Genomic DNA, 19,886 nt, shown 5'->3' with positions numbered 1-19,886 from the left:
AATAGCACTCGCTGTCACGGAGGAAGTAAATATGATAGGTGTAAAAAGGTTGCGAAGCAGTTTGCTCGCAGTAGCAACTGTTTCCCTAACTCTGCTGTTTCCAGCAGCGTCTCAGGCAAACGACGAGCTATTGAAATTACAGCAAGATCCGGATCAGTGGGTGATGTGGGGCGGTAATTATTCCGGAACACGTTACAGTGAACTAGATCAGATCAATGCAAAAAACGCGAAAGATCTTCAAGTCGCATGGACGTTCTCAACGGGCGTTTTGCGCGGTCATGAAGGCGGGCCGCTTGTGTTGGGTGACACCATGTACATTCACACACCTTTCCCCAACAAAGTCTTCGCGATTGATCTAAAAACCAAAGCGCTGATTTGGGAGTACTCCCCCAAACAGGACTCATCCGTTATCGCTGTGATGTGTTGTGATACGGTCAACCGCGGTCTGGCATACTCAGACGGCAAAATCTACTTACAACAAGCCGATACCACCTTGGTCGCTCTCGATCAGAAAACCGGTGAGGTGGTTTGGAAAGTCGTTAATGGCGATCCTAAATCTGGCGGCACAAACACCAATGCACCATTGGTCGTTAAAGACAAAATCATCACAGGGATCAGTGGTGGTGAGTTTGGTGTCCGCGGTTACCTCACAGCCTATAACACCAAAGATGGCAGCGTAGCTTGGCGTGCATACAGCACAGGACCAGATGACGAAATGCTTGTTGATCCCGAAAAAACCACAGAGATGCTTAAGCCTATTGGCAAAGATTCAAGCCTTGAATCTTGGGAAGGCGACCAATGGAAAATTGGTGGCGGTACCACTTGGGGTTGGTTTACTTACGACCCTGAGCTGAACCTTGTTTACTACGGAACGGGTAACCCAAGTACGTGGAACCCTTCTCAACGCCCTGGCGACAACAAATATTCCATGACCATCATAGCGCGTGATGCTGACACGGGTATGGCCAAATGGCTCTACCAGATGACACCGCACGACGAGTGGGATTATGACGGCATCAACGAAATGATCTTGGTTGATAAAAAGTTCAACGGCAAAGATCGCAAACTACTGGTTCACTTTGACCGTAACGGTTTTGGCTACACACTCGATCGTGCCACTGGTGAGTTATTAGTTGCGGAGAAATTTGACCCTGCTGTGAACTGGGCAACCCATGTCGACATGGAAACAGGTCGTCCACAAGTCGTTGCTAAATATTCCACGGGTCAAAATGGTGAAGATGTTGATACCAAAGGCATTTGTCCAGCAGCACTGGGTTCAAAAGACCAACAACCCGCTACGTACAGTGAGCGTACGGGTTTGTTCTATGTACCAACTAACCATGTGTGCATGAACTACGAACCATTTGAAGTGGCGTACACCGCTGGCCAACCCTATGTTGGGGCGACGCTGTCCATGTTCCCAGCCCCGGATAGCCACGGTGGCCTAGGTAACTTCATTGCTTGGGATGCGGAAAAAGGTGAGATTGTTTGGTCAATCCCAGAGCCGTTCTCAGTATGGAGTGGCGCGCTAGCGACCGGTGGTGGTGTGGTGTTTTACGGCACACTTGAGGGCTACCTCAAAGCAGTGGACGAAAAAACCGGTGAAGAGCTTTATCGCTTCAAAACACCGTCCGGCATTATCGGGAACGTGAATACTTATGTTCACGACGGCAAGCAATACATCGCGGTTCTTTCCGGTGTGGGTGGCTGGGCTGGTATCGGTATGGCCGCGGGTCTCGAAGGTGATACTGACGGACTTGGCGCCGTAGGTGCATATCGTAAATTGTCAGACTACACCCAGCTTGGCGGCGTGTTGACTGTTTTTGCACTGCCTAACTAATCAATACTATAAGGGGAGTTTAACTCCCCTTTTCTCAATTTCGACGCAATGCTACTCGTTGAGTAAAGAGGTTCCCCTCTACACTCAACGTTATCGTTAAACGTTAATGCGAAAAAGGAATTTGTATGGCTAGACGTTTTTTATGGTCAATTTGCTTGTTACTTGGATTAACAAGTCAGGGATATGCAGAAGAATTTGAAATACAGGCTGTCGGCGTGAAATTCGCACCAATGGTCGTGGTGTTGCAGCCGGGTGACCGAGTTTCATGGACAAACATGCCCGCACATCTCATCGAAACCATTGATGTAATGGTGCCTGAAGGCACTGAAAAAATTAAAACCGAGATGGGTGTCGATGTGAGCTTCGTCTTCGAAAACGAAGGGGTTTACGTCTATAAATGCACACCGCACTGGGGGGCGAGAATGGGCGGTGTTTTGTTGGTGGGTAACCCAAGCGACATAGACGGCATCATTGACAGTTACATGGAAGAGATCAAAAAAGATAAGTCATTACTCCCCGCCAAAGGGCTACTGAAGAAATTCCGTAAGCAGCTTCAAGCTCAGGGATTATTGTAAAGCCAATTATTGTTACGCAATAGACGTCGTCACATAGACGTTAACACCAAGACGTCGCAAGTAGATTGCAGGAGGCAGCTTATGTTAAAAGCAGTAAAAACGGTAAGTTCGCTCATTGGTTTGGCACTACTGGCACTCTCCTCGCCGGCGAACGCCAATGACTATCCCACACTCGAAAGAGTCAAATTCGTTCAAGAATGCATGGCACTGAAGGGCGGACCCTCTTACGTCAACATGTACGGTTGTAGCTGTGTGATAGACAAAATAGCCAACCAACTCACCTTTGATGACTATATTCATGCCGATGCCTTCTTGCGCCTGCGTAACATGCGTGGCGAACGCGGTGGCTACTTCCGCTCATCCAAAGACAGCCGCACCGCAAGAGGCGAACTGCTTGCGATTCGCGATGAAGCGGATCAGCAATGCTTCGTCGCCCAACAAATCACTCAAGTCCAATAGGAGGCAAAGATGAACTCGTTTTCTAATCGCTGTATTGCCCTCTTCACTTTGTCACTGGCCTTCATACTCTCTCCGGCATTGGCAGCAGCAAACATCTCAACGCCGTCACCTCTGCCAGACAAGTTAAGAATCTGTGCGGACCCCAATAACCTCCCGTATTCAAACAAAGATCAGCAAGGGTTCGAGAACAAAATCGCTGAACAGTTGGGCGAATATTGGGGACTCGATGTGGAATACGTTTGGTTTCCTCAGCGTATGGGTTTTATCCGCAACACCTTGAAAAATTGGTCAGATGATAACGGTCGATTCGCGTGCGATCTTGTCATCGGTGTTCCCTCTCAGTTTGATATTGCGGCGACAACGAAACCCTATTACCGCTCATCCTATTCGATCATCTTCAAAAAAGATGGCCCACTAGGCTCGGCTGTCACCCAACAAGATGTCGCGACTCTCCCTGACAGCGTAAAAACATCACTGAATATCGCCGCGTTTGCTCCCTCTCCAGCGGTAACTTGGCTGAGAGATAACGGGTTTAAAAGCAACACCTCTTTTTTCCGCATCATGAATGGTGATGGGGAAGATTACCCGGGAAAAATGGTGAACCGCGTTGCTGACGGAGAGTTCGATATGCTGGTGATCTGGGGGCCAATTGCAGGCTATTTTGCCAAATTTCATCCCGATCTTGCGGTGATCTCAATGGTCTCCGAAGGCAACAATGTATTTGATTTCCCCATGTCGATGGGCGTGAGGTATGGCGAGAGGCCATGGAAAGAAACCGTAGAAATGGCCATGGATGCTAACGCACCTCAAATCGCCATGATCTTAAATGACTACGGTGTTCCCGTTGTTGAAGCCTCATCTAAACCTTTCGGTGGCGATGATGATGACTAACTGTCATGAACAAACATAAGGACAATGCGGTGCCATTTATCGTCAAAAAAACGATAAGTGGCATCAAACCGTTCGTGATCATGTTGTTCATTGCTTTGCTATTGGCTTGGGTACCTATTGTCTTCGCATCCATCGCGGTACTGGATTTTGAACTCAATGATCTCACCTTGCAGGAGAATCTCAGAGACTCGCAATATAGCAAAAACGCCCCTAATGCCCCAGAGTTAGCCCGCACCGCGACATTGGCGCCTTTACTCAGAAGCACACTCAGTTCACAGTATGACCTCATTGTGAAACCCGTACCTTCCTCGCTTCACGCTAAGGCAGACCAAGGTTTTGGGTATTTATTCTCTCATCCACAAGCCGCAGCCCAGCTAGGGAAAACCGTCGATGCTGAGTGGGTCGTCGTCAGTCGCCTGCATAAACCCAGCTTTCTGTTCGCATACTTAATAACCCATGTTGTACACGTACCAACGGGGAAGCAACTACCTGAAATCATCGTGGAAATAAAAGGGCAGCAACAAACGCTTAATCAACGTGGGATCAATGCATTGGCCAAGAAAATATTCAACGTGGTGCAACAGCGATAAACCTTGAAGTGGCAATAGGTAGCGTAAATAGATGGGAGATAGGAGATGGGAAAATATTAGTCACAGTACCTCAGTAAAGTACCAACATCCTTGTTGGTCGACGACATCCTATCTATATACAAACAATCAGAATTGGTGATTGAACTCTAAACGCCACTCCACACTGCTGCTCGTCGCTGCACTGTCTGAATAATTACCGAATAGGCGCACATTCTGACGGGGATTAAGCTGATAGCTTGCCGCCACTTCGTGATACCAACCATCCATCAAATCAGCCATGTAGTGGTTACTGTTCAAAGTATTAATGTACATGGGGTTGTAGTTGAGCCAAATATCATCATTGATGCTGTATTTGGCGTATGTTCCAACCACCATGTAGGTCGAAGGAATCGCATAGCCCACACTGCCGACCGGATTATCACTGCCACGAATTTCCGCCGTGTCAGTCACGGTTAAGCCTGCGCCCGCTAGGGGGTAAAGCTGCAAATCCCCCATTGGCGGTAGCGCCTGTATGAAGCTGTATGATGCGCTGCCAAGATCACTGGCAAAATCCCAATTCACATCAAGTTGTGAACCCCGCCCTGTCGTCGTATCCAAACTGAAATGGCGATAACGCAAGGAATCAAAGCTGTCGTTTCCATCCAAATGCAGCAAATCCCCTGCAAACCCTTTTAGCTCCAAAATATTCATTGCCATGGTATCGGGGTCACCGGTGTCATACGCCATGCCGAGTTTAAAGTTCAGCCCTTGGTCTGTGATACCCATACCGCCTTGGGTATAAACTGCCAATGGATCAGACATGTCTTGCAGTACCTCTTTGTTTTCTTGTGCTAGCAAAGAAGAACTCCCCAACGACAAAGAAACCAAAGCAAAAGCGCGAGAATAAGAAGAGATTGTCATAACGTTTCCCCAGAAATAACAAAGGGAACTTCGGTACGTCCCCTTTTAAGTTGCGTGTGTTTAGCGATACCACTCAATGTCATTGCCCCTCTTTATGTGAAATAAAGGCCGTGTATCGATGTGGAAATGTTATCGAGTTGACACATCAGCTTGAATAAAGATAACTTTATAAAAAATATAACTACTGGCTATGTATTGAGGTGTGACGTTTATGGATTCCAAGCTCGACTTGAACCTGCTTTCAGTTTTCTTAGATGTTTACAGACTGCGATCTATTACGCTTGCTGCGGATGCACTCAACATGACACAGCCAGGTGTCAGCGGGGCATTAAAGCGGTTACAACAGCAAATGGGGGTCGAATTGTTTGTGCGGGAAGGACGTGGTATCAGTCCAACGTCGGCAGCGGTTCAGCTGGCTAGCGATATTTCACCGGCCTTTGAACAAATGGCGAAAGCCATGGGCAACATCAATCAGTTCACGCCTCTGCACCACCGTAAGTTCAATGTGCTGATCAATGAAGTCGTCCTCCAAATTCTCCAGCCCTTGGTAGAGCGTTCCGAACTGCTAGGAAACTGCACCATTCAGTTCAACCCAACGCCAAAAAATGAAGAAAACATGCTGGAGATGCTGAGTCTGCAAAAAGCCGACCTGGCCATTGATATAGGCAAAGTCGACGGCCAGTCATACGCCTCCGTACCGCTATTGGAGGAGTCGATGAAACTGATTTGTGCCAAAAACCATCCAAGGGTTCAGAGCACCATCAGTAAAGTGCAGTACTATCAGGAAAAACACATTACTCTGCGCGTTCGTCGATCTAATCTTTATGCAGCAGATTTTTTCACCACGGAAATATTGCAAGAGCGTAAAATCAGCGCTGAATGTGAATCCGTTTTATCCATGATGGCGTTGGTCAGCGACAGCGACTGTATTGCCATGACCAGTGAAAAACTGGCCGGTAAGTATGCCGAGAGATTTGGGTTGCAGGTGTTATCCCCACCCTTTGAAACACAAAAAGTGGTGCATCAAATCGTCTGGCATAAACGAAATCAGCACAGTCCTGCCAATCAATGGCTGAGAAATACGCTTATGGACCTCATCACCACCACCACATAACAAGCGATACGCCACGTGTGTCGCCACGCTATAACACAGGAGAGCACACCATGAAATCGATGATATTGCTTTTAACACTTCTGCTCAGCGCATGCAGTGCAGATATAGGACGTGGAATAGCGGAAAGTGACTGTTCGAATATCCGCAATAACGCAGACCGAGAGCAGTGCTATAAGGACGTAGAACGAACGTTTGAGCACTATCCGTAACCTACTATGCGGAATATACCTGAAGGCTTTCGCCATTCATCTCCTGATTGACTCAACAATCAGCGCTGCTGATTTTCACATCAAACCATTCTAGTCAGAAACCCCATTCGGTATAAAAAAATCTCAGCCAGATCATCGCTTAATCGCAATCTCAACAAACAGTAAACCTCACAACCCCAAAAGAAAACAAAACAGAAAGCTATAGGTAAGTCATTAATTAAAAAAGAAAAGTATAAACATTTCATACAATGACTTTTTATTTACACATGCCATTAAAGAGTAAGCCTGTAATTAACCCCATATCAAAAGTGTTCAAACCAAAATTTTTTGCATGAAAAAAAAATAATGCGAAAACCACCTAATCATTGCGTTTACACGCCAATAATAATTCTCAAAATTAAGAAGAAAACACCATGGAATCGCATTTTGACTGTCATTTTGAAGGTTTCCCGTAATCACCCTGATGACCCAAATTTAAATCGTCTCAAGATTTCACCAGACAGCCTTGACCACATATCCGGCACAAAAGCGCACTAATCTCAGTCGAAGCGGGAAAACAAAGTCCCTTCTTAAAAACATCGACAGCGCGTTATATGGGAGCAACAAGGTATGAAACGGTTAGTGGTAGCAGTACTCGTAGGATCAATCATTCCAATGGCAGCAATGGCGGCTAAAGGTGGCAATGGAAGCACCCCAAATGGAAAACCCTTCCAACACATTCAAGGGCAAGTCGCAGACTTACAATCCCAAATCGATAGCTTAGTGGGACGAGTCGATAGCCTTGAAGGTCATGCTGTGGCTGTTGATGATGCGATTGCAACACTCCAGCTTGAAACACAAGACCTTCAAGCTCAAATCAATAGCACCAACGGCGACGTGTCAGATCTTCAATCTGAGGTCGATCAAAACGGTATATTGATCGCGGCTTTAGAAGCGCAACAAACGCAGCTAGCACAACAGCTGGACATGAAGCAAAACGTTATCGACGGATTGTGTCCCGATGGAACAGCAATTAAAGCAGTCAACAACGATGGTTCTGTTGTTTGTTCTGATGCCAGTGGCGGCTTGGATGACCTAGACCGAGTCATCGCCTATAGCTCTAATTACTACTACGCGAATGCCACATGTCCATCTGGCTTTACCTTAACGGGCGGGGGCTTTTCTATCGGGTATTATAATCAGTTGCGAAACTCCTACCCATCAGGCAACACTTGGCATGTCTACGCCAATTATAACTATTACTACTCGAATGTATATGCTTATGCCGTTTGCGTGAGAGGGACAGGAAGCACCAACTGGCAATATGTTTACTACTAATTAAGTCACGTATTTCGGCTGGATAATTTTTCATAAAAAAAGTGACGCTAGTAAGCGTCACTTTTTTGTTCGTCAATGGCAATATTGAGAGGGTTAAATCCCTTCGCCGTCACCACTCACATCATCTTCATGCAACCCACACTCGCGTTTGAGGCCGAAGAAACGGGTCTCTTCTTCTGTCATGCCTTCTTCAAGTTTACGCGTGGTATGGACATCGCCCACTGACACATAGCCTTGGTCCCACAATGGATGGTATGGCAAGCCATGCTCTTTCAAGTAGTAGTGCACGTCTTTGTTGGTCCAGTCGATCACCGGCAAAAACTTGAACACGCCATTTTGAATACCAAGAATAGGCAGGGTTTGGCGAGAGCTTGATTGGTCTCGGCGAAGCCCCGAGAACCAAGTGCCCACGTTCAGTTGATCCAACGCGCGACGCATTGGTTCAACTTTGTTGATGCGGTTGTATTGTTGAATACCGTCAACGCCTTGCTCCCACAATTTACCGTATTGTGCTTCTTGCCATGCAGAGCTCTGTTCCGCGCGATATACACGTAAATCCAGAGACAACTGCTTGGTTAAGTCATCAATAAACTGATAGGTTTCAGGAAACAAATACCCCGTGTCGGTCAAAATAACCGGTGTATCCGGTTTCTCTTTGACCACAAGATGCAGCATAACTGCAGCCTGAATGCCAAAACTTGATGACAAGGCAAATTCGCCCTGCAGATTTTCCAACGCCCACCGAACCCGCTCCTGTGCTGACAGGGTTTCCAGTTCAGCGTTAATTGGCGCCAGTTCCAAGATTTGCTGCGCCTTGTTCAGGCCAAGCAAATCGGACAGTTGAAAATTAGGCATAGAAATCCCTCTTAGAGACTTTCACTTCCGCAATAATGCCAGCGCGGATAACAAAATCACCGAAGCCTTCGCCGTCGTTACGCTCTGTCGCCCAACGGCCAACCAGCGCATCGATATCTTCAAGGATCTGAGCGTCAGTGATGTTCTCTTTGTACATTTTAGGTACTCGCGTACCTTCTCGGTTACCACCTAGGTGCAAGTTATAGCGACCAGGGGCTTTACCCACCAAACCGATTTCCGCCAGCATGGCGCGGCCACAACCGTTTGGACAACCCGTCACACGCAAGATGATGTGCTCATCTTCCAAGCCGTGTTTTTCCAAAATGTCTTCAACGTCTGTCACAAACTGTGGCAAGAAACGTTCTGCTTCTGCCATTGCCAGTGGACACGTTGGGAAGGCGACACATGCCATGGAGTTCTTGCGCTGCTCGCTGACACCGTCGTCAATCAGTCCATACTCACGGGCGATCTTTTCGATCTTCGCTTTGTTGGATTTCGACACGCCTGCAACGATCAAGTTTTGATTCGCTGTCATGCGGAAGTCACCTTTGTGGATCTTCGCAATCTCAGCCACGCCAGATTTTAGCGGTTTACCCGGGTAATCCAGCAGACGACCATTTTCGATGAATAGTGCTAAGTGGTGCTTGCCATCAATACCTTCGACCCAACCGATGCGATCGCCGCGGTCAGTGAATTCATAAGGGCGAACCGCTTCAAACGTAATGCCTGCGCGTTTTTCCACTTCCGCTTTGAATACGTCAGTACCCACACGATCCAGCGTGTATTTGGTTTTCGCATTCTTACGGTTTGAACGGTTACCCCAATCGCGTTGTGTGGTCACAACGGCAGCGGCAACATCCAAGGTTTTGTCTAGTGCAACAAAGCCCAAATCATCCGCTTTACGTGGGTAGGTTGCGGTATCGCCATGGGTCATCGCAAGGCCACCACCAACCAATACGTTAAAGCCCACCAGCTTGCCATTATCTGCAATCGCCACGAAGTTCAGGTCGTTCGCGTGAACATCCACATCGTTTTGCGGCGGAATAACCACTGTGGTTTTAAATTTACGTGGCAGGTAGTTAGAACCCAAAATCGGCTCTTCGTCTTGATGACCTTCTACCTTCTCACCGTCTAGCCAAATTTCCGCGTAAGCGCGTGTTTTAGGTAGCAGGTGCTCACTGATTTTCTTCGCCCACTCATACGCTTCTTGGTGAAGCTCTGATTCAACAGGGTTGGTGGTACACAGCACGTTACGGTTCACGTCACCCGCTGTTGCAATAGAGTCGATACCAATCTTGTTCAACGTTTGGTGCATCAGCTTGATGTTCGGTTTCAACACGCCATGAAACTGAAACGTTTGGCGAGTTGTCAGGCGAATACTGCCGTACATGGTGTGCTCAGTCGCGAACTTGTCAATTGCCAGCCATTGCTCTGGCGAGATGATGCCACCCGGCATACGTGCACGAAGCATGACGTTTTGCAGCGGCTCAAGCTTTTGCTTTTGACGCTCGGCACGAATATCACGGTCATCTTGCTGGTACATGCCATGGAAACGGATCAGCTGGAAATTGTCTGCTGTGAATCCACCCGTCACACGGTCTTTCAAATCTTTCTCAATCGTACCGCGCAGGAAATTACTTTCTCTTTTAAGGCGCTCATTGTCCGCTAGTGGGCCAAGCTCTGTACCCAACTCAACTTTCTTGTCACTCATTAATACACATCCTTTTGATAGCGCTTGGCCTTACGCAGTTCATTCAAATAGCTTTCTGCGTCTTCTCGGCTTTTTCCACCTTGCTGCTCTACAACATTAATCAATGCTTCATGGACATCCTTCGCCATGTGGGTTGCGTCGCCACAGATGTAAAGGTATGCGCCTTCTTGTAGCCACTGCCAAACCGCAGCAGATTGCTCAAGGATTTTATGCTGAACGTACTCTTTCTCGGCTTGATCTCGGCTAAAGGCGAGGTCAATTTTGGTCAACAAACCGTCTTTCAGGAATTTCTGCCACTCGACTTGGTAGAGGAAATCTTGAGTGAAGGTACGATCGCCAAAGAACAGCCAGTTTTTCCCTTCTGCACCACGCGCATCACGCTCTTGCATGAAGGCGCGGAACGGTGCGATCCCGGTTCCAGGGCCCACCATGATAATCGGCGCATTGTCGTCAGCAGGCAGTTTGAAATTGTTGTTGTGCTCGATAAACACTTTTACAGATTCAGCGTCTTCAGCGCGCTGTGCCAAGAAGCCTGATGCACCGCCAAATCGGGTGTTGTCGCCGTTTTCAAACTCAACCAACCCGACCGTTAGGTGCACTTCTTCACCCACGTCTTCTTGGCTTGAAGCTATGGAGTATAAGCGCGGCGTGAGTTTGCGCAGTAAACCAATCAACTGCTCTGCAGCCAACTTGGTTTTCTTCTCGCCGAGCACATCCACTACTTGGGTATTATTGGCATACTGGCGAAGCTTGTCTTTGTCTTCAGCCAGTTTCTGCAGCTTCTTACTGCCTGACAGCTCTGCATATGCAGCGACTTGTTGTGGGTTTGCTGATGTAATTTCAAACTTATCGGTGAGTGCTTTACGTAGCGACAAAGACTCGCCTGCCACGTCAACACTATCATCGCCGGTCAAACCCACTTTCGCTAGAATTTCATCGACCAACTCTGCGCTATTACTGTAATACACGCCAAGTGCATCACCCGGCTGGTAGGTTAAACCAGACTCACCCAAATCAATTTCGATGTGGCGAACATCTTTGCCAGAATCACGACCGGTGATTTTCTGGTTAGTCACAAGCTCTGCCGCGTAAGGATTTTGTTTGTTATAAGCCGATGCAGCACCTGCAGTGGTTGCGGCGTGAAGAGGAACAACCACTTCATCAACGCCACCACCAATGGTGTCTTTCACTTTACTCAGAACATCTGCGCTCCAAGTTTCTGCATCAGCGTCATAATCCACGTCACAGTCGAGACGCGGCACAATCGCTTTTGCACCCTGCTTAGAGAGGAAAGCATCAAAATCTTTACCGGTTTGGCAGAAGAATTCGTAGCTTGAATCACCCAGACCAATCACTGCATATTGCAGCTTGTCGAGCTTAGGTGCTTTCTTAGACTGTAAGAATTCGTGTAGGGAAATCGCATTATCAGGCGGCTCGCCTTCACCGTTGGTCGATGCCACGATGATCACGTGCGTCTCTTTCGCCAGATCACGGGGTTTGTAATCATCGGCAGAGAACAATGCCACGTCTACGCCGTCAGCTTTCGCGCTCGCTTCCAGTGCTTCAGCAACACCTTTCGCATTACCGGTTTGAGAGGCATAAATAATTGTCAGCTTACCCGCAGGCTTTGCCGCAGTGGCAACCGCTTGAGCAAGTGGTTGTGGGTTGCTACCTGCTGCTTCAGGTGTTTGGCTTAAACCCCAAAAATATCCGCTAATCCACGCCAACTGCTGTGGCGACAGTTCTGCCACGGTCTGTTGAAGTTGACCGATCTGCTTATCGTTAAGCGGGCTTGCCAGTGCAGAAAGTTCCTTGAGTAACATGTCACGACATTCCTTTTCTATTTCGTGAGCATAGATTAGCTATTCGCCGTAATAACTAGAAAGAATAGAAATGCATGTTTTATAACCGCGAGTATGAGCCACTGCGAACTATCAAGCCATTCAGGCATATAAACCTAGTCGCACGGGGAGGCAAAAGTGATCGGATTTTGGACTAGGGTCGCTAAGGCATGGCATTCAATAGATGAAGCACACGTTGAAGGAACAAACACGATTGCCAGAAAGAAAAGCAGGTCTTCTCGACATGGCGAGAAAAAGCGTGGAATGCGTTATACGTCGACGATACGCACTTGATGAAAACCAATATCCAGAGCACTTTCAGTGGCGATATCCACATCACCAAAACACTGCTCTAAGCCGTTACCGTCTGTCAGCGGCACAAGCCCACCTCTCGCATGGCGAAACTCGACAATCCACCCATCGCGGGATAACGAAGGTTCTACCACCGCCTCCACCAGCATTTCCTGACTATAGAGGGAACGAAGTTCTGATTTTGTCATTGCGCCTTCCTGTTCACGTACCAAAACAGAGGGGAATACTAAAAAGCATAGTCGCCCCGACTTGGATGCGCCACAGGCCAAATTATCGATTTCGAGACGCGATAGACGTGTTTTTCAGTGGCAGGCTATCGACATGTTCGCCACTCAATAAATGCACCATGGTCATTTTCAACCGCATGGGCGAAATGGGTTTATGTAGCACCAGATACCCGCAATCTCGCGCATGATGCTGCAACTCTTCACTGCGATTAGCCGTCACAATCACGGTCGGTACTGGCTGTAACCGCTGAGCATTGATAGATTTAGCCAGCGCCAGACCCGTTAATTCATTGTCGAGATGATAATCCGCAATCAGCAGTTCCACTGGGCATTGCACGGTATCACAACTGATTTGCAGTTCTTGCAATGAACTGGCGGTGGTCACTTCACAGCCCCAACGCTGTAAAAGCTCTTCCATTGCACGACAAATGTTTTGGTCGTTATCCACCACCCACACTCGCGCTCCTTGAAGCACCACACCACCATCCGTCACCAGAGTTTCTACATTGCGGGCACTCTGAGCCTCCCTTGCTCCGTAAGGGACTAACACTGAAAAACGAGACCCTACTTCGGGGATGGAATTCACGGTGACAGCATGCCCTAACACACTGGAAATTTTATCGACGATGGCAAGCCCTAAGCCTAATTGGGTATGATGATCATGCCCTGTACTCAGACGTTTAAACTCTTGAAAAATCTCGTTCTTCTTATCTTCAGGTATGCCCATTCCGGTATCGAGCACCTCAATACGAAGTCCATCTCGGCAACGACGACTTCCCAGCAGTATTTTTCCGGACGACGTATAACGCAGGGCATTGGTCATTAAATTGCGAAGAATACGGGCAAGGAGCTGAGAATCAGAATAAATGTAGGCAGAGCTCGGCACATAACGTACTTCGACCTGACTGCCCTCTGCGGCATGTGAAAAATCATGGGCGATATTATCCAGCAAATCACTAACTGGGAAAGACTGCTTGTCGGCCCTGACCACACCAGCATCCAGTTTAGATATATCAACCAGCGTTGTGATCAATGACTCCACATCTTCCAAGGAGTGAGTGAGGGAATTCACCAATTGGCGTGCAGACGGGGACATCCGATGGCTGAGTAACGATCCCAAATACAATTGGGCAGCATTGAGGGGTTGCAACAAATCGTGGCTTATCGCTGCAAGGAATTTGGTTTTCGATAAATTCGCGCGCTCCGCCTCTTTCTTAGTTTCCAGCAAGCGCTCTTGGATCACTCGACGCTCTTCAACTTCATCCTGCAGTTGGCTGTTGAGTGCTTGCAACTGCGCCGTCCGCTCTTGCACACGAAGTTCGAGGGTTTGATAGGCCTGCTCCAATTTCGTCGCGTTTTGGCGGCGCTCGGTAATGTCCCAATTAAGAACAAATAACCCTGTAATTTTTCCGCTCGACGACTGGTTCGGCACATAGCTTTTTACCACGTAACGCGCTTCACCGCTGGCATTGTATTCATCAATTTCAAACACCACGGACTCACCAGAAAGAGCACGTTCTACATAAGGCTTCAACGCCGCAAACTTGGATTGGCTACGAGAAATTGAAATATGCTGCCCTAGCAACTCACCCGGCGGGAAGCCATACCATTGGTCATACGCTCGGTTGGTGAATTGATACCGAAGATCGTCACCCACATAAGCAATCAAGGCGGGCACATTGTCAGTAATCAACCTGAGCCACTGCTCTGTTTCACGCAACTCTTTTGCATCAAGGTAGCGCTGCGTAATGTCGGTGTAAGTATTGACGTATCCGTCATCGTCCATGGCATGACTGCGCACTTCGATAACCCGGCCATCGGGCAAGGTTTGCACGCGGATCCCTTCCGGTGGATGCGTCCCTCCCAAACCAATGCGCCACAAGGTCATGGGGGAGTCTGCGGTTAACGCTTCAATATGCGCGCCATTGAGTTGCGTTTGAGCGAAGCCTGTCATGGCAAGAAAGCGCTGATTGAACACTTGAATATCACCGGTATGGCTCACCATGAGTACACCTTGCGACAAGTTATCGACCATGTTTTGCAAGACACGACTTTTCTCTGCCATTGCCGCTTCAAAGCGTGCCGTTTCAGCCAGCTTTAACTGTGTGACGTCAGAGTAAAGCATCACCATCCCGCCATCACTCGTTTCTCGCTCTTTGATTTGCAGCCAGCGATCATCGTGCAGCTTGATAGTATGCCCATTATGGTTTTCACCAGCTTCACGCACGATCAAGCCGTGCTCTTCGGCGAGTCTGCGAATTTTTTCAGGTGTCAGAGCGGGGGTATTCAGTGAAATAGCATTATCACGCCAATAGCGCTGAAAATGGCTATTGGAGTACACCAGTTCACGATTGGGATCGTACAAAGCAAAGCCATCAGAAATCGATTCAATGGCATCGATAAAACGCTGATGCGCTTTCTCTGCCTGTGATTTGGCCTGCGACAGTTGACGGTTTGTGGACTCAATGGATTGCAGCGCATGATTCAGCTCATCGGTTTTTTCTCGTACCTGATCGGCCAGTACCACCGAATGTTGGAAAGCCCCCCAAGCATCTAGCTGACCACTACCTCCTTGTTCGACGCGACGAACCAATGCATCAATCATCTTTTTCTGACGAGCATTCTCTTTTTTAAGCGCCGCGATTTCTTGTTCCAGTGCTTGCTGCTTTTTGTCCACTTACCCTACCTTTCTCTCGGCATGACCGTCGACGCGTTCGTCTGAATGGACCTCAGGGTGTTCGCCATTGGCATCCGCAAGGAAAGGTTTAGGAGACTCAGGCGGTCGCCCAATCATTACACCGGTTAAGGTTTGGTTCATATGTATGCCGTTTAGCTGCTCGCCATACGTATTAAATCCGATTAATCGAAATCGCGAGAACATAGCTTTCGCTTTGTCCCGCATCAAGGCTTGCTCGATTTCTAAGCGACGCAAAAAGCAGTCACACCCTAATGTCAGTTCGAGCTGGCCGATACGGGCTTCGATGGCACTGAGTTTCTCTTGGGTATCTGCAAACAAGTCGCCCGGTTTCATCGCCGTCACCACGATGCCATCGTCCACGGCGCAATAAAAATCCAGGCTCAGATCGTCATTGACCTTCTGGATTGAGCGCACGTAATACTGATCGCCAATAAGTACTGCCAGCGGATGAAGGGCATAAATTTCAGGGCGAAGATCTTCTAACGTAATACCCACTTCTCGTGCATAAACTTGTGCTGCAGGTTCAGCGTTAAATTCATACACGCGCCGCGCTGCACAATCAGCTTCCGTCACCACTAATTTACTCTCAAGACTTTCTATGTGGTGGGTGGTGAAAACTTCGAACGGGCAATGCGTGTTGAACATCACCACAATCGCTGATTCAGTATGAAATGCGCCATCACTGTAAACATGGGTATTGGCAAGGTTGATATCATCTCCCGCTGAACCACCAAAGTGAGGTAAACGACCTAACGCAGTGTCTAGCGTTACCAAAAAACGCTCTTCGTTGGGGGATAACCCATCAATCAAGGTCAACACGAAGGAGTTACTGCTGATTGGCGCTTTCTGATCTTGCTGACACGCATCCACCAAAGAGCTCACACATAATTGAGCGGCCTGCAGGTCGAGCTCTTCCAGCGGGACTCGGGCGCCTGAGACTTTAAAATCACGACGAGAAAAACCCAGTGCGCTGATACTGCTTTTGGCATAGCCAGATTGCGTAATTTCACCCGCAGAGGTACACCCCATCACTTCGCAATGAGAAAACGCGTGGTTGATTTCTTTACCGAGCGATTCCAAATCGTAGACTGATGAGCAAAAAAACAGCACAAAGCCTATCTCTTCGTTATCAAGCTGAAGCGCCAATTCATGCGCAGCCTTTACTGCATCCAGTTGATAGGATGCAGCACGATAAATAGCTTGTTGATTGTCCGAAGTTTGAGTTACTGCCATGTCACCCTCCTGCTCGCGCATCATGTTGAGCGAGTCCGAATCCTGTTGCGTATGTTTTAGTTTACTCGCTCATGAGGAAATTAAGCCTCATACTTAGGAAGGATATTTACATTTTTGCAAAGTCAGCAGCCCCAAATTTTCAAGAATGTGACACCATATGGTCACAAGTGGAATCAGGGTCACTACACTGAAGAGCGTGTGAAGGCGTTTGGTTGCGTATGGTGGGATGACACGTCTTACACATAACCTGCAGAAAAAACACGATAAATAATGCGATGTCAGTTTATCCAGCAAAAATAATAGTTGTAAGCCCTGTCAGGAAGATAGCGGTGCGACTACTTGAAAGGACTGTTTTATGTACAAATTTCTCGTTGCCGATGATCACCCTCTTTTTCGTGATGCCTTAATCTCCGTTATCCGGGGACGTTACGAAGAGTGTGACATTCTTCAATCAGAGGACATTGAGCACACGCTCGTGCTGGCGGACGAACATACAGATTTAGATCTCATCCTACTGGATTTGAATATGCCCGGCATGGCCGGCCTCAAAGGGCTGCTTGAATTGCGTAATCAATTTCCGACCATTCCCGTCGCCATTATTTCCGCAGAAACCAACAAACAAATCATTCTTCAAACCATTGCTTACGGCGCCGTCGGCTTCATCGCAAAAAGTGCACCTAGAGAAAAAATGCGAGAGGCGTTTGAGCAAATATTGGACGGTCACGTCTATCTTCCGGCTGATATTATTCGTGCAGAAAACGATAAAAATAGTGGCCACAGACGTAACGACGACCCCCAGTTTTCACCCGAAATGTTGCATACCCTTACGCGACGACAGTTGCTGGTTTTGAAATCCATGGCACAAGGCGCGGCGAACAAACAAATTGCCTATGACCTCAATATTTCTGAGACTACGGTGAAATCTCACGTCTCAGCGATATTGAAAAAACTCGGTGTTCACAATCGGATCCAAGCGGTGGTTGGCGTGACTAACATCGACTTCGATCGCTATTTAAGACGCTGACCCTTACCCCACACAGATCATCGTCAACAATGGAATCTTCAATATTAGGGTCAGTGCAAGGTAGCGTGCTTTAACGCATAGAGCACTTGAGTTGCCAACTGCGCCAAACTGGCGGGCGAGACGACAGAAAAATCCAATGCCACACTTCGCCCAACGGTATTGAGTAATGTCTGATGAAAACGCGCATTTGATTTGTTGTATCGCGCCGAGACCAGACCCAATCCACCATCACAAACCTTCTCGATATCATCTTCGTCCAGCGGCGAACACAGCGTTTCAAAGGCGTTCAGCAACGCAATGAAGCTAACACTAGGGTCGCTATCCGCCACGGAATCAAACGTCAATTCGTAGCTCATTAAATCAAACGAAACACCAAGGCTATAACAGCGACCACCAAGTCGTCGCTGCAAGATCAAAGAAGACGCCATCACGGCTTGCCCCAAAGCAGCGATCGTCCCCGCCTCTGTAGTATGAGGAAAAGATAACGCGACATGCATAGCGGTTTCATCATCGCGATGGCTCGCCATGATGGTGCCAGCGCGAAACACCGGCACACTGCCTGCGCAGTTCAACACAATACCTTGTGCGGTGTGTTGCCACTCTGCATCCATCGCGTGGATCTCATTCGCACTTAAGGTGTGGTGCCAAAAATGGCGCAATAGCGCCATATCACTTTCTGGTAAATCGACCGTCAGCCCCTTCACCACTGCATTGGCGCAGTACCACTCTTTAATCTCTCCCAAAATGGGCTTGCTCTGCATCCACGCCCACCGCAAAGTTCGCTGCTCACAAAGCTCAAGCCAGCGCGTCAAATCAGCGCGGGTTTTTGTGTCTCGTGCATTGAATCGACACAATATCGCTAGGCGAACCAACGGTGGGCACGGCGCTATCCACTCACCCTGACATTGTTTGTCTGTAAACGAGAATGTCGGCAGCTGCTCGCACACCTCCCCTTTTAAATAAGGGGGTGCAAACGGCGTGGTTGAAAATTGGTGATACAAACGCTGTAGGCCATCCCCCCAGCGAGTGGCCATGCGCTGGCCTTGCTGAAGCTTAAAATAGCCGGATTGCCATGCGGTACGCTTAGCCGATAAACGTTGGCGCGCTCCTTCAACTAACTGCTCAAGATCAGATAATGAGCATTGCTGCGAAACACGAAATCGCAACGCTGGGGCTGGTTGAAAATCGTTGTTCAGAGGGAGTAACTGCGCACCTAGCTCACTCAAGGGTTGGCGATATTTCAGTGAACTTAAGGTGGCATGCAGCACCGCCGCCCAATGAGAAGATAACGCCAAAGACTCAATACGCTCATCGTCTTTTTCAGCAACAACGGAAGAGAAAATATCTTGTTCACTTAGCGTAACCGAAAATGGTGTTCCCACGCCGTCTAACGCCTTAGAAACTTGACGCCACAGCGCCACCATCGGCCATGATCCCGCCGTGATGAGTAAGATGTTTTCAGGGCGATAATAGTGATGGTGGTAACGGCGAAGCGCCGCAATGTCCAACTGCGTGATGGTATCTGGCATACCGCCAAATAGCGGGGCACGTGGCACACAATTTACCGCTTGCACCGTGGAGGCATGAAAATGTTCAATCCTCATGTATTCGCTGATTTCACGATACAAGGTGCCTCCATAATCATCCCCTAAAGGATGGAAGATCTCTTGCTCAAAGTCCTCCAAGGTCAACTGGGGTGACAACACGCTGTCAGCAAAAAAACCGATCCCACGTAACGCAGAATGGGGATCATAGCCTGACAAATGAAAACGTGTGGATTCCTTTTTCGTACTGGCATTAAATTCCAACAACGCCAACTCGCTGCGTAATGAGAAAAAGGTGTCGCTATCGGGGAACCGCATCGATCCACGCAAGACCATATGCTCAAGCGCATGCGTGATACCACTATCATCTTCGACGGGGGTAGGCACCACCAGCGAGGCACTTAACCGTTGATCCTCCGATGCGGCATGATGCCAATGCATCATCCCACTAACATGACGATAGCCCACCCATCCGGTGCCCAGTTGCTGATCCTTTGGCGGCAGCAAGATCCAATCCGGCGCAGCGGGGTGCGGTTTCGCCATAAA

At 48.3% G+C, this 19,886-nt stretch carries 17 protein-coding genes; 9 read left to right on the top strand and 8 right to left on the bottom strand.

Annotation, left to right across the window (positions count from 1 at the left end; all coding sequences use genetic code 11):
* Positions 1-31 precede the first annotated feature (31 nt).
* The 5 genes from L4D06_RS12475 (at position 32) to L4D06_RS12455 (ending at position 4,355) form a co-directional block, all read left to right on the top strand.
* The gene (locus tag L4D06_RS12475; RefSeq protein WP_274164690.1) at positions 32-1,840 is read left to right on the top strand and encodes a methanol/ethanol family PQQ-dependent dehydrogenase; all 1,809 of its coding nucleotides are present in this window, start codon (positions 32-34) and stop codon (positions 1,838-1,840) included.
* Between the two features lie 125 nt (positions 1,841-1,965).
* Positions 1,966-2,415, top strand: coding sequence for a plastocyanin/azurin family copper-binding protein (locus tag L4D06_RS12470; protein WP_274164689.1), 450 nt, complete (start codon positions 1,966-1,968; stop codon positions 2,413-2,415).
* Between the two features lie 81 nt (positions 2,416-2,496).
* Positions 2,497-2,874 carry a hypothetical protein gene (locus L4D06_RS12465; RefSeq protein WP_274164688.1) on the top strand — a complete coding sequence of 126 codons (378 nt, stop codon included), beginning with the start codon at positions 2,497-2,499 and terminating at the stop codon, positions 2,872-2,874.
* Positions 2,875-2,883: 9 nt separating this feature from the next.
* On the top strand, positions 2,884-3,765 hold the full coding sequence (locus tag L4D06_RS12460; RefSeq protein ID WP_429739704.1) for a quinoprotein dehydrogenase-associated putative ABC transporter substrate-binding protein: 882 nt from the start codon (positions 2,884-2,886) through the stop codon (positions 3,763-3,765).
* Between the two features lie 5 nt (positions 3,766-3,770).
* The gene (locus L4D06_RS12455) at positions 3,771-4,355 is read left to right on the top strand and encodes a DUF2380 domain-containing protein (protein ID WP_429739703.1); all 585 of its coding nucleotides are present in this window, start codon (positions 3,771-3,773) and stop codon (positions 4,353-4,355) included.
* A 126-nt stretch (positions 4,356-4,481) separates the two neighbouring features.
* Here the strand turns inward: L4D06_RS12455 and L4D06_RS12450 are convergent, their stop codons facing one another.
* Complete coding sequence (locus L4D06_RS12450; RefSeq protein ID WP_429739701.1) at positions 4,482-5,255, bottom strand: hypothetical protein; 774 nt, start codon at positions 5,253-5,255, stop codon at positions 4,482-4,484.
* Between the two features lie 211 nt (positions 5,256-5,466).
* On the opposite strand from L4D06_RS12450, the gene L4D06_RS12445 reads away from it, so the two are divergent.
* The 3 genes from L4D06_RS12445 (at position 5,467) to L4D06_RS12435 (ending at position 7,895) form a co-directional block, all read left to right on the top strand.
* Entirely contained in the window at positions 5,467-6,369 is a 903-nt protein-coding gene (locus tag L4D06_RS12445; protein ID WP_429739699.1) for a LysR family transcriptional regulator, read from the top strand.
* Positions 6,370-6,419: 50 nt separating this feature from the next.
* Positions 6,420-6,578, top strand: coding sequence for a hypothetical protein (locus tag L4D06_RS12440; protein ID WP_429739697.1), 159 nt, complete (start codon positions 6,420-6,422; stop codon positions 6,576-6,578).
* Positions 6,579-7,187: 609 nt separating this feature from the next.
* Positions 7,188-7,895, top strand: coding sequence for a hypothetical protein (locus L4D06_RS12435; RefSeq protein ID WP_429739695.1), 708 nt, complete (start codon positions 7,188-7,190; stop codon positions 7,893-7,895).
* Between the two features lie 93 nt (positions 7,896-7,988).
* Here L4D06_RS12435 and L4D06_RS12430 read toward each other — a convergent pair whose 3' ends face one another.
* The 6 genes from L4D06_RS12430 to nosP form a co-directional block, all read right to left on the bottom strand.
* On the bottom strand, positions 7,989-8,750 hold the full coding sequence (locus L4D06_RS12430; protein ID WP_274164681.1) for a phosphoadenylyl-sulfate reductase: 762 nt from the start codon (positions 8,748-8,750) through the stop codon (positions 7,989-7,991).
* On the bottom strand, positions 8,743-10,461 hold the full coding sequence (gene cysI / locus L4D06_RS12425; protein ID WP_429739692.1) for an assimilatory sulfite reductase (NADPH) hemoprotein subunit: 1,719 nt from the start codon (positions 10,459-10,461) through the stop codon (positions 8,743-8,745). The genes L4D06_RS12430 and cysI overlap by 8 nt, the downstream gene beginning before the upstream one ends.
* The gene (locus L4D06_RS12420) at positions 10,461-12,284 is read right to left on the bottom strand and encodes an assimilatory sulfite reductase (NADPH) flavoprotein subunit (RefSeq protein ID WP_429739690.1); all 1,824 of its coding nucleotides are present in this window, start codon (positions 12,282-12,284) and stop codon (positions 10,461-10,463) included. The genes cysI and L4D06_RS12420 overlap by 1 nt, the downstream gene beginning before the upstream one ends.
* Before the next feature lie 287 nt (positions 12,285-12,571).
* On the bottom strand, positions 12,572-12,802 hold the full coding sequence (locus L4D06_RS12415; RefSeq protein ID WP_274164678.1) for a thymidylate kinase: 231 nt from the start codon (positions 12,800-12,802) through the stop codon (positions 12,572-12,574).
* 82 nt (positions 12,803-12,884) lie between these two features.
* Positions 12,885-15,518, bottom strand: a complete 2,634-nt coding sequence (locus tag L4D06_RS12410; RefSeq protein ID WP_429739688.1) for a hybrid sensor histidine kinase/response regulator — start codon at positions 15,516-15,518, stop codon at positions 12,885-12,887.
* Entirely contained in the window at positions 15,519-16,772 is a 1,254-nt protein-coding gene (nosP, locus tag L4D06_RS12405) for a nitric oxide-sensing protein NosP (RefSeq protein ID WP_429739686.1), read from the bottom strand.
* Positions 16,773-17,127: 355 nt separating this feature from the next.
* Here nosP and L4D06_RS12400 point away from each other — a divergent pair, with 355 nt between their 5' ends.
* Positions 17,128-17,796, top strand: a complete 669-nt coding sequence (locus L4D06_RS12400) for a LuxR C-terminal-related transcriptional regulator (protein WP_274164675.1) — start codon at positions 17,128-17,130, stop codon at positions 17,794-17,796.
* Between the two features lie 50 nt (positions 17,797-17,846).
* Here the strand turns inward: L4D06_RS12400 and L4D06_RS12395 are convergent, their stop codons facing one another.
* Positions 17,847-19,883 carry an insulinase family protein gene (locus L4D06_RS12395; protein WP_429739684.1) on the bottom strand — a complete coding sequence of 679 codons (2,037 nt, stop codon included), beginning with the start codon at positions 19,881-19,883 and terminating at the stop codon, positions 17,847-17,849.
* Between the last annotated feature and the right edge of the window lie 3 nt (positions 19,884-19,886).

Origin of the sequence: Enterovibrio makurazakiensis, from assembly GCF_050336585.1 — a bacterium.
Taxonomy (GTDB): Bacteria; Pseudomonadota; Gammaproteobacteria; order Enterobacterales; family Vibrionaceae; genus Enterovibrio; species Enterovibrio gelatinilyticus.
This window is presented reverse-complemented; position numbering and strand designations above follow the sequence as displayed.

Excerpts from the sequence above, each read along its gene's own strand:
- L4D06_RS12400 (WP_274164675.1), top strand. The coding sequence starts at position 17,128 with ATGTACAAATTTCTCGTTGCCGATGATCACCCTCTTTTTCGTGATGCC.
- L4D06_RS12435 (WP_429739695.1), top strand. The coding sequence starts at position 7,188 with ATGAAACGGTTAGTGGTAGCAGTACTCGTAGGATCAATCATTCCAATG.
- cysI (WP_429739692.1), bottom strand. The coding sequence starts at position 10,461 with ATGAGTGACAAGAAAGTTGAGTTGGGTACAGAGCTTGGCCCACTAGCG.
- L4D06_RS12420 (WP_429739690.1), bottom strand. The coding sequence starts at position 12,284 with ATGTTACTCAAGGAACTTTCTGCACTGGCAAGCCCGCTTAACGATAAG.
- L4D06_RS12445 (WP_429739699.1), top strand. The coding sequence starts at position 5,467 with ATGGATTCCAAGCTCGACTTGAACCTGCTTTCAGTTTTCTTAGATGTT.
- L4D06_RS12415 (WP_274164678.1), bottom strand. The coding sequence starts at position 12,802 with ATGACAAAATCAGAACTTCGTTCCCTCTATAGTCAGGAAATGCTGGTG.
- nosP (WP_429739686.1), bottom strand. The coding sequence starts at position 16,772 with ATGGCAGTAACTCAAACTTCGGACAATCAACAAGCTATTTATCGTGCT.
- L4D06_RS12430 (WP_274164681.1), bottom strand. The coding sequence starts at position 8,750 with ATGCCTAATTTTCAACTGTCCGATTTGCTTGGCCTGAACAAGGCGCAG.
- L4D06_RS12460 (WP_429739704.1), top strand. The coding sequence starts at position 2,884 with ATGAACTCGTTTTCTAATCGCTGTATTGCCCTCTTCACTTTGTCACTG.
- L4D06_RS12450 (WP_429739701.1), bottom strand. The coding sequence starts at position 5,255 with ATGACAATCTCTTCTTATTCTCGCGCTTTTGCTTTGGTTTCTTTGTCG.
- L4D06_RS12470 (WP_274164689.1), top strand. The coding sequence starts at position 1,966 with ATGGCTAGACGTTTTTTATGGTCAATTTGCTTGTTACTTGGATTAACA.
- L4D06_RS12395 (WP_429739684.1), bottom strand. The coding sequence starts at position 19,883 with ATGGCGAAACCGCACCCCGCTGCGCCGGATTGGATCTTGCTGCCGCCA.
- L4D06_RS12440 (WP_429739697.1), top strand. The coding sequence starts at position 6,420 with ATGAAATCGATGATATTGCTTTTAACACTTCTGCTCAGCGCATGCAGT.
- L4D06_RS12475 (WP_274164690.1), top strand. The coding sequence starts at position 32 with ATGATAGGTGTAAAAAGGTTGCGAAGCAGTTTGCTCGCAGTAGCAACT.
- L4D06_RS12455 (WP_429739703.1), top strand. The coding sequence starts at position 3,771 with ATGAACAAACATAAGGACAATGCGGTGCCATTTATCGTCAAAAAAACG.
- L4D06_RS12465 (WP_274164688.1), top strand. The coding sequence starts at position 2,497 with ATGTTAAAAGCAGTAAAAACGGTAAGTTCGCTCATTGGTTTGGCACTA.